At 60.0% G+C, this 13,307-nt stretch carries 14 protein-coding genes; 7 read left to right on the plus strand and 7 right to left on the minus strand.

Annotated elements, in window-relative coordinates; genetic code table 11:
* The first annotated feature begins 116 nt into the window (after positions 1 to 116).
* The gene (glnL, locus tag ACP3TY_RS23785; protein WP_053116600.1) at positions 117 to 1,202 is read left to right on the plus strand and encodes a nitrogen regulation protein NR(II); all 1,086 of its coding nucleotides are present in this window, start codon (positions 117 to 119) and stop codon (positions 1,200 to 1,202) included.
* Entirely contained in the window at positions 1,199 to 2,635 is a 1,437-nt protein-coding gene (gene ntrC, locus ACP3TY_RS23790; RefSeq protein ID WP_426618627.1) for a nitrogen regulation protein NR(I), read from the plus strand. The genes glnL and ntrC overlap by 4 nt, the downstream gene beginning before the upstream one ends.
* Positions 2,636 to 3,159: 524 nt before the next feature.
* Here the strand turns inward: ntrC and ACP3TY_RS23795 are convergent.
* Positions 3,160 to 3,597, minus strand: a complete 438-nt coding sequence (locus ACP3TY_RS23795) for a hypothetical protein (RefSeq protein ID WP_053116598.1) — start codon at positions 3,595 to 3,597, stop codon at positions 3,160 to 3,162.
* On the opposite strand from ACP3TY_RS23795, the gene ACP3TY_RS23800 reads away from it, so the two are divergent.
* Positions 3,596 to 4,051 carry a tRNA (cytidine(34)-2'-O)-methyltransferase gene (locus tag ACP3TY_RS23800; RefSeq protein ID WP_282358464.1) on the plus strand — a complete coding sequence of 152 codons (456 nt, stop codon included), beginning with the start codon at positions 3,596 to 3,598 and terminating at the stop codon, positions 4,049 to 4,051. The genes ACP3TY_RS23795 and ACP3TY_RS23800 overlap by 2 nt on opposite strands.
* A 184-nt stretch (positions 4,052 to 4,235) precedes the next feature.
* Here the strand turns inward: ACP3TY_RS23800 and secB are convergent, their stop codons facing one another.
* From secB to ACP3TY_RS23815, 3 genes are read right to left on the minus strand one after another with little or no spacing between them, the layout of a single operon-like run.
* Positions 4,236 to 4,721 carry a protein-export chaperone SecB gene (secB, locus tag ACP3TY_RS23805; protein ID WP_016772114.1) on the minus strand — a complete coding sequence of 162 codons (486 nt, stop codon included), beginning with the start codon at positions 4,719 to 4,721 and terminating at the stop codon, positions 4,236 to 4,238.
* A gap of 57 nt (positions 4,722 to 4,778) precedes the next feature.
* On the minus strand, positions 4,779 to 5,033 hold the full coding sequence (grxC, locus tag ACP3TY_RS23810) for a glutaredoxin 3 (RefSeq protein WP_007909231.1): 255 nt from the start codon (positions 5,031 to 5,033) through the stop codon (positions 4,779 to 4,781).
* Positions 5,034 to 5,447 (minus strand): rhodanese-like domain-containing protein, encoded by a 414-nt coding sequence (locus ACP3TY_RS23815; RefSeq protein ID WP_053116596.1) that lies wholly within the window; start codon positions 5,445 to 5,447, stop codon positions 5,034 to 5,036.
* Positions 5,448 to 5,600: 153 nt separating this feature from the next.
* Between ACP3TY_RS23815 and gpmI the strand changes: the two genes are divergently transcribed.
* The 4 genes from gpmI (at position 5,601) to ACP3TY_RS23835 (ending at position 10,767) form a co-directional block, all read left to right on the plus strand.
* The gene (gene gpmI / locus ACP3TY_RS23820) at positions 5,601 to 7,130 is read left to right on the plus strand and encodes a 2,3-bisphosphoglycerate-independent phosphoglycerate mutase (RefSeq protein WP_426618628.1); all 1,530 of its coding nucleotides are present in this window, start codon (positions 5,601 to 5,603) and stop codon (positions 7,128 to 7,130) included.
* A gap of 217 nt (positions 7,131 to 7,347) precedes the next feature.
* Complete coding sequence (locus ACP3TY_RS23825; RefSeq protein WP_053116594.1) at positions 7,348 to 8,634, plus strand: murein hydrolase activator EnvC family protein; 1,287 nt, start codon at positions 7,348 to 7,350, stop codon at positions 8,632 to 8,634.
* Between the two features lie 34 nt (positions 8,635 to 8,668).
* Complete coding sequence (locus ACP3TY_RS23830; RefSeq protein WP_053116593.1) at positions 8,669 to 9,988, plus strand: S41 family peptidase; 1,320 nt, start codon at positions 8,669 to 8,671, stop codon at positions 9,986 to 9,988.
* 2 nt (positions 9,989 to 9,990) lie between these two features.
* Positions 9,991 to 10,767, plus strand: a complete 777-nt coding sequence (locus ACP3TY_RS23835; RefSeq protein WP_426618629.1) for a divergent polysaccharide deacetylase family protein — start codon at positions 9,991 to 9,993, stop codon at positions 10,765 to 10,767.
* An 84-nt stretch (positions 10,768 to 10,851) separates the two neighbouring features.
* On the opposite strand, the gene ACP3TY_RS23840 is transcribed toward ACP3TY_RS23835, so the two are convergent.
* From ACP3TY_RS23840 to hisA, 3 genes are all read right to left on the minus strand, one after another.
* Positions 10,852 to 11,607, minus strand: a complete 756-nt coding sequence (locus ACP3TY_RS23840; RefSeq protein ID WP_053116591.1) for a substrate-binding periplasmic protein — start codon at positions 11,605 to 11,607, stop codon at positions 10,852 to 10,854.
* Between the two features lie 82 nt (positions 11,608 to 11,689).
* Positions 11,690 to 12,460, minus strand: a complete 771-nt coding sequence (gene hisF, locus ACP3TY_RS23845) for an imidazole glycerol phosphate synthase subunit HisF (protein ID WP_053116590.1) — start codon at positions 12,458 to 12,460, stop codon at positions 11,690 to 11,692.
* Positions 12,461 to 12,550: 90 nt separating this feature from the next.
* The gene (gene hisA, locus ACP3TY_RS23850) at positions 12,551 to 13,300 is read right to left on the minus strand and encodes a 1-(5-phosphoribosyl)-5-[(5-phosphoribosylamino)methylideneamino]imidazole-4-carboxamide isomerase (protein WP_053116589.1); all 750 of its coding nucleotides are present in this window, start codon (positions 13,298 to 13,300) and stop codon (positions 12,551 to 12,553) included.
* Positions 13,301 to 13,307 lie beyond the last annotated feature (7 nt).

A 13,307-nucleotide genomic window follows, 5' to 3' on the forward strand; every position in this document is an offset into this window, starting at 1 on the left:
TCAAACGCCTGTTTCAGGGGTTAAGCGCTTCTTTTCAGAGCCTTGGTTTGTTTTTTGCATTTTGCCGATACCGACGCTTGCTTGTTGCGCACGCTCCGCCCCCAAAAGAGGCTCCGATGACTATTAGCGACGCAATCCACCGTTTGCTGCTCGACAACCTGACCACCGCCACCATCCTGCTCGACGCCGAATTGCGCCTCGAGTACATGAACCCGGCGGCGGAGATGCTGCTCGCCATCAGCGGGCAGCGTAGCCATGGGCAATTCATCAGCGAGCTGTTCACAGAATCCACCGAAGCGCTGAATTCGTTGCGCCAAGCGGTAGAGCAGGCGCATCCGTTCACCAAGCGCGAAGCGATGCTCACCGCCCTCACCGGCCAGACGCTGACCGTGGATTACGCGGTGACGCCGATCCTCAGCAACGGCGCGACCATGCTCCTGCTGGAAGTGCATCCGCGTGATCGCTTGCTGCGGATCACCAAGGAAGAGGCGCAAATTTCCAAACAGGAAACCAGCAAAATGCTGGTGCGCGGCCTCGCCCACGAAATCAAGAATCCGCTGGGCGGCATCCGTGGCGCCGCGCAATTGCTCGCCCGCGAACTGCCGGAAGAAAGCCTGCGCGATTACACCAACGTGATCATTGAAGAGGCCGATCGCCTGCGCAATCTGGTCGACCGCATGCTCGGCTCGAACAAGTTGCCGTCGCTGGCGATGTGCAACATTCACGAAGTGCTGGAACGCGTTTGCCATCTGGTCGAAGCGGAAAGTCAGGGCTGCATCACCTTGGTGCGTGATTACGACCCAAGCATTCCCGACGTGCTGATCGACCGCGAACAAATGATTCAGGCGGTGCTGAATATCGTGCGCAATGCCATGCAGGCAATCAGCAGCCAGAACGAGCTGCGTCTGGGCCGCATCAGCCTGCGCACCCGCGCCATGCGCCAGTTCACCATCGGCCACGTCCGCCATCGTCTGGTGACCAAAATCGAGATCATCGACAACGGCCCGGGGATCCCTGCGGAACTTCAAGAAACCATTTTCTTTCCCATGGTCAGCGGACGCCCGGACGGTACCGGACTCGGCCTGGCCATTACCCAGAACATCATCAGCCAGCACCAGGGCCTGATCGAGTGTGACAGCCATCCAGGCCACACCACCTTCTCGATCTTTCTGCCACTGGAACAAGGAGCCACATCGACATGAGCCGTAGTGAAACCGTGTGGATCGTCGATGACGACCGTTCTATCCGTTGGGTTCTGGAAAAGGCCTTGCAGCAGGAAGGCATGACCACCCAGAGCTTCGACAGCGCCGATGGCGTGATGAGTCGGCTGGCCCGTCAGCAGCCTGACGTGATCATTTCCGACATCCGTATGCCGGGTGCCAGCGGTCTGGATCTGTTGGCGCGGATTCGCGAGCAGCACCCACGGTTGCCGGTCATCATCATGACCGCTCACTCCGATCTGGACAGCGCTGTCGCCTCGTATCAGGGCGGCGCGTTCGAGTACCTGCCGAAGCCGTTCGACGTTGATGAAGCGGTGTCGCTGGTCAAACGTGCCAACCAGCATGCGCAAGAACAGCAAGGCCTGGAAGTCGTACCGGCGCTGACCCGCACCCCGGAAATCATCGGCGAAGCGCCGGCGATGCAGGAAGTGTTTCGCGCCATCGGGCGCTTGAGCCACTCCAACATCACCGTGCTGATCAACGGCGAATCAGGCACTGGTAAAGAACTGGTCGCCCACGCCCTGCACCGCCACAGCCCGCGCGCGGCCTCGCCGTTTATCGCGCTGAACATGGCGGCGATCCCCAAGGATCTGATGGAGTCCGAGCTGTTCGGTCACGAGAAAGGCGCCTTCACCGGTGCGGCGAATTTGCGTCGCGGCCGCTTTGAACAGGCTGACGGTGGCACGCTGTTCCTCGATGAAATCGGCGACATGCCGGCGGATACGCAAACCCGTTTGCTGCGGGTTCTGGCCGACGGCGAGTTCTATCGCGTTGGCGGGCATGTGCCGGTCAAGGTCGATGTGCGCATCATCGCCGCGACGCACCAGAATCTGGAAACCCTGGTGCACGCCGGCAAATTCCGTGAAGACTTGTTCCATCGCCTCAACGTGATCCGCATCCACATCCCGCGCCTGTCGGATCGTCGTGAAGACATTCCGACCCTGGCCAAACACTTCCTCAGCCGCGCCGCGCAAGAACTGGCGGTCGAGCCGAAGCTGCTGAAAAGCGAGACCGAGGAATACCTGAAAAACCTGCCGTGGGGCGGCAACGTGCGTCAGCTGGAGAACACCTGCCGCTGGATCACGGTGATGGCGTCCGGACGCGAAGTGCACATCAGCGACCTGCCGCCGGAACTGCTGAACCTGCCGCAGGATTCGGCGCCAGTGACCAATTGGGAGCAGGCGCTGCGCCAGTGGGCCGACCAAGCCTTGGCGCGCGGCCAGTCGAGTTTGCTCGACAGCGCGGTGCCGGCGTTTGAGCGAATCATGATCGATACGGCGCTGAAGCACACGGCCGGACGTCGGCGTGATGCGGCGGTGTTGTTGGGTTGGGGGCGTAATACCCTGACGCGCAAGATCAAGGAATTGGGGATGAAGGTTGATGGGGCGGATGAGGATGAGGGGGATGAGGGCTGATCAGCCTTTGAATCTTCGCTGACAGTCACATCCATTCGCGAGCAGGCTCGCTCCCACAGGGGATTGCATTCCAACTGTGGGAGCGAGCCTGCTCGCGAAGCTTTTAGGGCCACCGTGCACCGCATGGATGCACGATGACCTCTGATCGCGCACAGCCGTATCACCCCAATCGCGTCGGAAAACACCAGAAAACTCACCATCCAAAAACACGAAAGCCCCGAATCCCGGGGCTTTCGCGTTTCTGCTCAGCTTTTTTGTTTCAACAAATTAAAACCTGGCACGCGCCCTGCAATACCTCTTACAGGTGATTCGTTTCACCACCCGTTTCGGGGACCTTGGTACAGGCAGGCCGGGGATTCCCCTCTTTACACCGGGCGCAGATCGCCACGCGATGCGCCCACCCTTTTGGGATCCTTGGTACAGGCAGGCCGGGGGTTCCCTCTTTATACCGGACCGACGCGATACGCGAAGTCCACCCCGTTTTGGGAACCCTGATACAGGCAGGTCAGGGATTCCCGCTTTTATTACTCGCGGAGATGGATCTCCAGCCGCCAGCGGTCATCGACCTTGCTGCCGGCCCAGTCTCCTTGCAGCGGCCGCGCCGCCAGCACCGTCAGCAACAACCCTCCGTCACTCGCTCGCGTCCGCCAGTTCACGTCCTTACCGTTGAGCTTGAGCTGGCCTTTCTGCGCCCGTCCTTCGGCCTGAAACAGCAGCGCCACGGTGCCATCGATGATCTCACCGTGCAGCTTCGGCTCATTGTTGAACCACACCACCAAACCGCCGTCAGTCACTTCGACTTGCTGCAGCACACTGGGATCCGGCGTGGTCAGACGACCAATCATCAAGCCGATCATCATGCCGACAATCGCCAGCGAACCGATCACTCGCGGGAATAGTTTCGAACGCCGGTCTGCTTGCGGCGTAGAATGCGCGTCATCTTTACCTTCGGAGCCGTGCATGTTTCACGTCATCCTTTTTCAACCAGAAATTCCGCCGAATACCGGCAACGTTATCAGGCTGTGCGCCAACAGCGGCTGCCACCTGCATTTGATCGAACCGCTGGGCTTCGAGATGGACGACAAGCGCTTGCGCCGTGCCGGTCTCGACTACCACGAATATGCCACGCTGCAGCGCCATGCCGACCTCGCCAGTTGCCTGGAGAGCATCGGCAACCCTCGGGTGTATGCGTTCACCACCAAGGGCTCGCGGCCGTTTCATGATGCGGCGTTTGTCCCGGGTGATGCGTTCATCTTCGGCCCGGAAAGCCGTGGCTTGCCGCCGGAAGTGCTCGACGCCCTTGCGCCGGATCAGCGCCTGCGTCTGCCGATGCGTGAAGGCTGCCGTAGCCTGAACCTGTCCAACACCGTGGCGGTCGCCGTGTACGAAGCCTGGCGCCAGAACGACTTTAAATAACACCACAAAACCGCAGTTCCTGACTCCACTGTAGGAGCTGCCGAAGGCTGCGATCTTTTGATCCTGCTTTTCAAGATCAAGATCAAAAGATCGCAGCCTGCGGCAGCTCCTACATGAGACGAGTATTTCAGCCCAAGAAAAAAGCGCCTGTTACGGCGCTTTTTTTCTTTGTAGCCCAGACCGTTTACTGAACGGTTGGCGTCTCGCCGCTTTCCTGCATGCGCTGCAGCTCTTGCGCGTACAGGGCGTCGAAGTTCACCGGAGCCAGCATCAGGGCCGGGAACGAACCACGGGTGACCAGGCTATCCAGGGTTTCGCGGGCGTACGGAAACAGGATGTTCGGGCAGAACGCACCCAGGGTGTGGCTCATCGAAGCCGCGTCGAGGTTCTTGATCAGGAAGATACCGGCCTGTTGCACTTCAGCGATGAAAGCAACTTCTTCACCGTTTTTCACGGTGACGGACAGGGTCAGCACGACTTCGTAGAAATCACCTTCCAGCGCTTTCTGACGAGTGTTCAGATCCAGACCGACCGCCGGATCCCACTGCTGGCGGAAGATCGCCGGGCTTTTCGGGGCTTCGAAGGACAGGTCGCGTACATAGATGCGCTGCAAGGAGAATTGCGGTGCGGTTTCTTCTTCGCTGGCTGCAGTGTTCTGTTGGTCAGTCATCTCAGATCCTTTCTGATCTTGGGTCTTTTAGGGAGTGCTGTACGTGGGTGCAGCCGTTCAGGCCTTGAGCAGCGCGTCGAGTTTGCCGGCGCGCTCCAGGGCAAATAAATCATCACAACCGCCGATGTGCTTGCTGCCGATCCAGATCTGCGGAACGGACGTGCGCCCCGCTTTCTGGGCCATTTCGGCGCGCACCTGCGGCTTGCCATCGACCTTGATCTCTTTGAAGGCCACGCCTTTGTTCTCGAGCAAATACTTGGCTCGGGAGCAATAAGGGCAGTAGTCGCTGGAGTAGACGATGACTTCGCTCATTTATTTCACCAGCGGCAGGTTGTCGCCTTTCCAGCTGGAGATCCCGCCGGACAGCTTGGCGGCGGTAAAGCCGGATTTCATCAGTTCGCGGGCGTGAGTGCCGGCGGTCTGGCCCAGGGCGTCGACCAGAATGATGGTCTTGGTCTTGTGCTTTTCCAGCTCGGCGGTGCGCGCAGCCAGTTTGTCCTGGGGAATGTTGATCGCGCCAACGATGTGGCCGGCAGCGAAATCCTTGGCCGGACGGATGTCCACCACCACGCCTGCGTCTTTATTGACCAGCGCAGTCAGTTCGCCGGTGCTCAGGCTTTTACCGCCGCCCTGCATCGTGTGCGCCAGCAGCAGAGCCAGCAGTACGACGAAGATACCGACAAGAATGTAGTGGTTAGTGGCAAATTCAATCAGGTGAGCAACCATCGAAGGAGGTTCCAGGGCGTTAAAATGTCGGCCAGTATACACAGCCACTATGGTCGGCCAAACCCCGTCCGGCGGTGACGCGGTCGGAACTTAGCTTTAAACTCCAACTCCCTTTTCCATCGCCCTCTTCTTTATTAGCCACGAGTGGATTCCATGACTACCACGCCTAAACCTTTGGTCCTGATGATTCTCGACGGCTTCGGTCACAGCGAAAGCCCCGAATCCAACGCCGTTTTTGCGGCGAAGAAGCCCGTCCTTGATCGCCTGTGGGCCACCGTGCCAAACGGCTTGATCTCGGGCAGCGGCATGGACGTCGGTCTGCCGGACGGCCAGATGGGCAACTCCGAAGTCGGCCACATGAACCTCGGCGCCGGCCGCGTGGTGTATCAGGACTTCACCCGCGTGACCAAGTCGATCCGCGACGGCGAATTCTTCGAGAACCCGACCATCTGCGCCGCTGTGGATAAAGCCGTGGCCGCCGGTAAAGCCGTGCACTTCATGGGTCTGCTCTCCGATGGCGGCGTGCACAGCCACCAGGATCACCTGATCGCCATGGCCGAACTGGCCTTCAAGCGCGGCGCTGAAAAAATCTACCTGCACGCTTTCCTTGATGGCCGCGATACGCCGCCGAAAAGCGCTGCGTCGTCGATCGAATTGCTCGATGCAACCTTCCAGGCACTGGGCAAGGGCCGCATCGCCAGCATCATCGGCCGCTACTTCGCAATGGATCGTGACAACCGCTGGGATCGCGTCGCTCAGGCCTACAACCTGATCGTCGACGGCAACAGCGAATTCAACGCCGCCACCGCGCAGGAAGGTCTCGAAGCGGCTTACGCTCGCGGCGAGAGCGACGAATTCGTCAAAGCCACGACCATTGGTGAGCCGGTGAAAGTTGAAGACGGCGATGCTGTGGTGTTCATGAACTTCCGCGCCGACCGGGCCCGCGAGCTGACCCGCGTATTCGTCGAAGACGATTTCAAGGACTTCGAGCGCGCACGCCAGCCGAAACTGGCCGGGTTCGTCATGCTGACCCAATACGCGGCAAGCATCCCGGCACCGTCGGCATTCGCCGCGGGCAGCCTGGAAAACGTGCTGGGCGATTACTTGGCGAAGAATGGCAAAACCCAGCTGCGCATCGCTGAAACCGAGAAATACGCGCACGTGACCTTCTTCTTCTCCGGTGGTCGTGAAGAGCCGTTCCCGGGCGAAGAGCGCATTCTGATCCCGTCGCCGAAAGTCGCCACTTACGACTTGCAGCCGGAAATGAGCGCGCCGGAGGTCACCGACCGCATCGTTGAAGCCATCGAAAACCAGCGTTTCGACGTGATCGTGGTCAACTACGCCAACGGCGACATGGTCGGCCACAGCGGTGTGTTCGACGCGGCGGTGAAAGCGGTTGAATGCCTCGACACTTGCGTCGGTCGCATCGTTGAAGCACTGGAAAAGGTCGGCGGTGAAGCGCTGATCACGGCTGACCACGGCAACGTCGAAAAAATGGCCGACGAAGAAACCCACCAGGCGCACACCGCGCACACCACCGAGCCGGTGCCGTTCATTTATGTCGGCAAGCGTGATCTGAAAGTGCGTGAAGGCGGCGTGCTGGCGGATGTGGCACCGACCATGCTGAAGCTGCTGGGTCTGGAAAAACCGGCGGAGATGACCGGCACTTCCATCCTGGTGTAAACCACACCTAACCTTGTGGGAGCGAGCCTGCTCGCGAATACGGTGGATCAGTCGACAGCGATGTCGCCTGACACACTGCTTTCGCGAGCAGGCTCGCTCCCACATTGGTTTTGGAGTGTTTTTCAGGCCAGTTATCACACAGCCCCAATTGGGCGTTTTTTTTGCAGCCTCGGGCGGGCATACTAGGCCGTCCCTTACCCTGGTGCCGCCCGCCCCTATGCTTCGCGTCCTGATCGCCCTCGCTCTGACCTGCCTGCTCCAACCGGCCTTCGCTGACGAGCGCGCGCAAACCCAACAGCAGTTGGACGCCACGCGTCAGGACATTGCCGAGCTGAAAAAGCTGCTGGGCAAAGTCCAGGAAGAAAAATCCGGCGTGCAGAAAGAGCTCAAGGGCACGGAAACCGAGCTGGGCAAGCTGCAGAAGCAGGTCGATGCGCTGCAGAAAGAACTGCAGAAAAGCGAATCCGAGCTGCAGCGACTCGATGCAGAGAAAAAAAAACTCCAGAGCGCGCGCACTGAACAGCAACGACTGATCGCCATTCAGGCCCGTGCGGCTTATCAGAACGGTCGGCAGGAGTACCTCAAGCTGCTGCTCAACCAGCAGAATCCCGAGAAATTCGCCCGCACCCTCACCTATTACGATTACCTGAGCCAGGCCCGCCTGGAGCAGTTGAAGAACTTCAACGAAACCCTGCGCCAACTGGCCAATGTCGAACAGGACATCGCCGCGCAACAGGCGCAATTGCTGGTGCAGAAAAGCAGCCTCGACACCCAGCGCGACGAACTGGAGAAAGTCCGCAAGGAACGTCAGCAGGTGCTCGCCAAGCTCAATGACGACGTAAAGGCCCGCGATCAGAAACTCGCCGCACGCGAGCAGGATCAGGCAGACCTGTCTAAAGTCCTTAAAACCATTGAAGAAACCCTGGCCCGTCAGGCCCGTGAGGCAGAAGAAGCGCGGCAGAAAGCGCTGATCGCCCAGCAGGAAGCGGAAAAAAAGCGCTTGCGTGAGGCGCAGGCGGAAAACACCGACGCCCCACGAAAACCCGCCAAATCGACGCCCGGCGCGCTGGTTTCCAGCAGCGGCGAGACCTTCGGTGGCGCTTTTGCTGCAACCCGGGGAAAACTTCCTTGGCCGGTTGATGGTCGACTACTGGCGCGCTTCGGTGAAAGCCGTGGCGACGACGCCCGTACCAAGTGGGATGGCGTAATGATCAGCGCCGCCGCCGGCAGCCAGGTGCATGCCGTGCACGGCGGGCGCGTGGTGTTCGCCGACTGGTTGCGTGGCGCCGGGCTGCTGGTGATCCTCGATCACGGCAACGGTTTTTTGAGTCTTTACGGCCACAACCAGACGCTGCTCAAGTCAGCAGGTGACGTGGTCAAAGCCGGTGAGTCGATTTCCACTGTCGGTAACAGTGGCGGTCAGGACACATCGGCGCTGTATTTCGCAATTCGTCAGCAGGGTCACCCGAGTGATCCGGCGCAATGGTGCCGCGCGCAAGGATAGGCGTTGAGTCACCTACATTAGGAGTTCGTTCGACATGCTGCATTTGTCCCGTCTTACCTCGCTGGCCCTGACGATCGCCCTGGTGATCGGCGCGCCTCTGGCGTTCGCCGCTCAACCGGCTCCGGCCGTCGCTCCGGCAGGCACAGCCGCGACCTCCAAGGCGCCGTTGCCGCTGGAAGAGTTGCGCACCTTTGCCGAGGTCATGGATCGGATCAAAGCCGCTTACGTCGAGCCGGTGGACGACAAAACCCTGCTGGAAAACGCGATCAAGGGCATGCTCAGCAACCTTGATCCGCACTCGGCCTACCTCGGCCCAGAGGACTTTACCGAACTGCAGGAAAGCACCAGCGGTGAGTTCGGCGGGCTGGGTATCGAAGTCGGCGCTGAAGACGGCTTCATCAAAGTCGTCTCGCCAATCGACGACACCCCGGCATCGAAGGCCGGCATTCAGGCCGGTGACTTCATCGTCAAGATCAACGGCCAGCCGACTCGCGGCCAGACCATGACCGAAGCCGTCGACAAAATGCGCGGCAAGATCGGCCAGAAAATCACCCTGACCCTGGTGCGCGATGGCGGCACGCCGTTCGACGTGACCCTGGCGCGTGCAGTGATTCAGGTGAAGAGCGTCAAGGCGCAGTTGCTGGAAACCGGCTATGCGTACATCCGCATCACCCAGTTCCAGGTCAAGACCGGCGAAGAGGTCTCCAAGGCTCTGGCCAAGCTGCGCAAGGACAACGGCAAGAAGCTCAACGGCATCATTCTCGACCTGCGTAACAACCCCGGCGGCGTGTTGCAGGCAGCGGTGGAAGTGGTCGACCACTTCATCACCAAAGGCCTGATCGTTTACACCAAGGGTCGCATCGCCAACTCCGAACTGCGCTTCTCCGCCACCGGCAAAGACGAAAGCGAAGCGGTGCCAATGGTGGTGTTGATCAACGGTGGCAGCGCCTCGGCCTCGGAAATCGTCGCCGGCGCCTTGCAGGATCAGAAACGCGCCGTGGTCATGGGCACCACCAGTTTCGGCAAGGGCTCGGTACAAACCGTGCTGCCGCTGAACAACGACCGCGCGCTGAAGATCACCACCGCGCTGTACTTCACGCCGAACGGCCGCTCGATTCAGGCGCAGGGCATCGTCCCGGACATCGAAGTGCGCAAAGCGAAGATCACCAACGAGGCGGACGGCGATTACTTCAAAGAAGCCGACCTGCAAGGTCACTTGGGTAACGGCAACGGCGGCGCCGACAAACCGACCGGCTCGGGCGCCAAGCCTAAAGCCATGCCGCAGGATGATGACTACCAATTGGCCCAGGCCCTGAGCCTGCTCAAAGGGCTGAGCATTACGTCCGGCCGTTGAGGATGTCTTTGCGTTTCGTCTTCGTTCTGTTGTGCTGTCTGGCGGGTGCTGCTCATGCAGAGCCCGTCAGCCCAACGCCTCACAAGGCCTACCTGAGTCTGATCATCGATGACCTGGGGCAAAACCTGCCCAGGGATCGCCGCGTGCTGGCCCTGCCCGGCCCGGTGACCACGGCGATCATGCCCGACACCCCGCACGCCACCGAATTTGCCCGCGAGGCCCATCGCGCCGGCAAGATCGTCATCCTGCACATGCCAATGGATCCGGCCACCGGGCCTTACGCCTGGCATCCCGAACTGCCCATCGAAGAACTGGAAAAACGCCTGAACGCCGCGTTCAAAATGGTGCCGTACACCGCCGGCATCAATAACCACATGGGCAGCCGCATGACTGCGCAACCAGTGGCGATGGCGTGGTTGATGGGCGAGTTGCAGCGCCGTCACAAGTTCTTCGTCGACAGCCGCACCAGTGCGCAAACCGTCGCCGCGCAGCAGGCGCAGAAGATCGATCTGGCGAGCGTTTCGCGGGATGTGTTTCTTGATGATGAGCGTACGGAAGCGGCGATTTACACGCAGTTGCAGACGGCGATCAGCCTGGCGCACAAGCAGGGTTCGGCGGTGATGATCGGGCATCCGTATCCGCAGACGCTGGCAGTGCTGGAGCGCGAATTGCCGAAGCTGAAGGCTCAGGGGATTGAGTGGATAGATATCCGGCAGATGATCAGCGTGCGCAGTAACAAGGCGACTGCAGCACACGGCAAGGATGGCGTTTACCGCTGAAAAGATCGCAGCCTTCGGCAGCTCCTACATTGGCAATGCATTCCTCTGTAGGAGCTGCCGAAGGCTGCGATCTTTTAACAAGCGCTACAAATACCGCCCCATGATGTCATCCACCACACCATCCTTGCGCATCTGATCCAGCGCGGCCTGCAGCTTCTTCACGGTTTCTTCCGGCACGTCCTTGTTCAGCGCCAGATACAGCTCAGCGCTGTTGAAGCGCAGCACCGTCTTCAGCCCCGTCACCCCATCCTGTCGCGCCAGATAGCGCCCCGCCGGATCACCCGTCGCCCACAAATCAATCTGCCCGTTGACCAGCTTCTTGGCGTTGTCCTGATCGCGCAACACCACCACCGGCTTCAAGCCCTGCTTGGTCAGTGTCTCGGCAATCGCATCGCCCTTGTACGCGCCAATCTTGTATTTGCGCGCGTCTTCGAGGGTTTCAAGGGTGATCTTGCTGTCGGCCTTGGCCAACAGGATCCAGTCGTCCGGGCCGATCGGGCCGACCCATTTGAAGAGTTTTTCGCGATCCGGCAGGCGCGCCATCACGAAGGCGCCGTAACCAGGATTTTCCAGGGCGAGTTTGTACACGCGCTCCCAAGGAAAGCGCAGGGTCAGGCTGTAAGTGACGCCGGCACGCTGGAACATTTCCCGAACGATGTCGGTGGCGATGCCGTTGATGTTTTCGCCTTGGGCGAAATTTTTGCCGTTCTTCGCCATGTTGTACGGCGGGAAGTTTTCGGTAAGGAGCACCAGATCGGTGTCGGGACTGGTTTCGGCGCGGGCCGTGTTGATGAGCAACAGAGAGGCGCTGGCGAGAACTAGAAGCAGGCGTTTGATCATGTTGGGCTACCGAAATCCATGGCGTGCCCAAGAGTGCCTTGGGTGCGCCATGGTGTCCACTGGCCTGTACGGATTTTGACGCTTAACGCATCGTGATGCCGCGTTTAGCCATGTAGGCCTTGGCTTCCTGCACGGTGTATTCGCCGAAGTGGAAAATACTCGCCGCCAACACAGCGCTGGCGTGGCCTTCGAGAATGCCGTCAGCCAAGTGCTGCAAGTTGCCGACACCGCCGGAAGCGATCACGGGAATGCCCAGAGCATCGCTGATCGCGCGGGTCACGCCGAGATCGAAACCGTTTTTCATGCCGTCCTGATCCATGCTGGTCAGCAGGATTTCGCCGGCACCGAGGCCTTCCATTTTCTTCGCCCACTCGACCGCGTCGAGGCCGGTTGGCTTGCGCCCGCCGTGGGTGAAGATCTCCCAGCGCGGGGTTTCGCCCGGGCCAGAAACCTTTTTGGCGTCGATGGCAACGACGATGCACTGCGAGCCGAAATGCTGCGCGGCTTCGCCAACAAATTCCGGGTTGAACACGGCAGCGGTATTGATCGACACCTTGTCCGCACCGGCATTCAGCAGATTGCGAATGTCCTGCACGGTACGCACGCCACCGCCGACGGTCAGCGGAATGAACACCTGACTGGCCATGCGCTCGACGGTATGCAGCGTGGTGTCGCGACCATCGACGCTGGCGGTGATGTCGAGAAAAGTAATCTCGTCGGCACCCTGCTCGTCATAGCGACGGGCGATTTCTACCGGGTCACCGGCGTCGCGGATGTTCTCGAATTTCACACCTTTGACGACCCGGCCGTTATCCACGTCCAGGCAAGGGATGATGCGTTTGGCCAGAGCCATGCTTAATCTCCGATTAAGAGTTGCAAGCTTCAAGCTTCAAGCTGCAAGAAAGAGCGGACGCGGTCGCGCTTCTAACTTGCAGCTCGCAGCTTACAGCTTGGAGCTGGTCGCGTAGCTATCGCAGAAAGCCTGGGCTTCTGCCACATCCAGCGTGCCCTCATAAATCGCGCGGCCCGTGATGGCGCCGATGATGCCCGGCGCCTTGGCGTCGAGCAGCGATTTGATGTCACCGAGATTGTGGATGCCACCAGAAGCGATCACCGGAATCTTGGTAGCGGCAGCCAGCGCAGCGGTGAACGGTACGTTGCAGCCCTGCATCATGCCGTCTTTGGCGATGTCGGTATAAACGATCGAGGAGACGCCGTCGGCTTCAAACTGCTTGGCCAGATCGATGACCTGCACGGTGCTGATTTCAGCCCAGCCATCGGTGGCGACGAAGCCGTCTTTGGCATCCAGACCAACGATGATCTTGCCCGGGAACGCGCGGCACGCTTCAGCGACGAACGCCGGATCTTTCACGGCTTTGGTGCCGATGATCACGTAGCTCACGCCAGCCTTGACGTAGTGCTCGATGGTTTCCAGCGAACGGATGCCGCCACCGATCTGGATCGGCAGGGTCGGGTAACGTTTGGCGATCGCGGTAACCACTTCGCCGTTGACTGGCTGGCCTTCAAACGCGCCGTTCAGATCGACCAGATGCAGACGGCGGCAACCGCCCTCCACCCACTTGGCAGCCATGCTCACCGGGTCATCGGAGAACACTGTGGAATCTTCCATGCGGCCCTGGCGCAGACGTACGCAGGCACCGTCTTTAAGATCGATAGCGGGAATAATCAGCATGCTTTTT

This window comes from Pseudomonas rustica, assembly GCF_049959085.1.
Taxonomy (GTDB): Bacteria; Pseudomonadota; Gammaproteobacteria; order Pseudomonadales; family Pseudomonadaceae; genus Aquipseudomonas; species Aquipseudomonas rustica.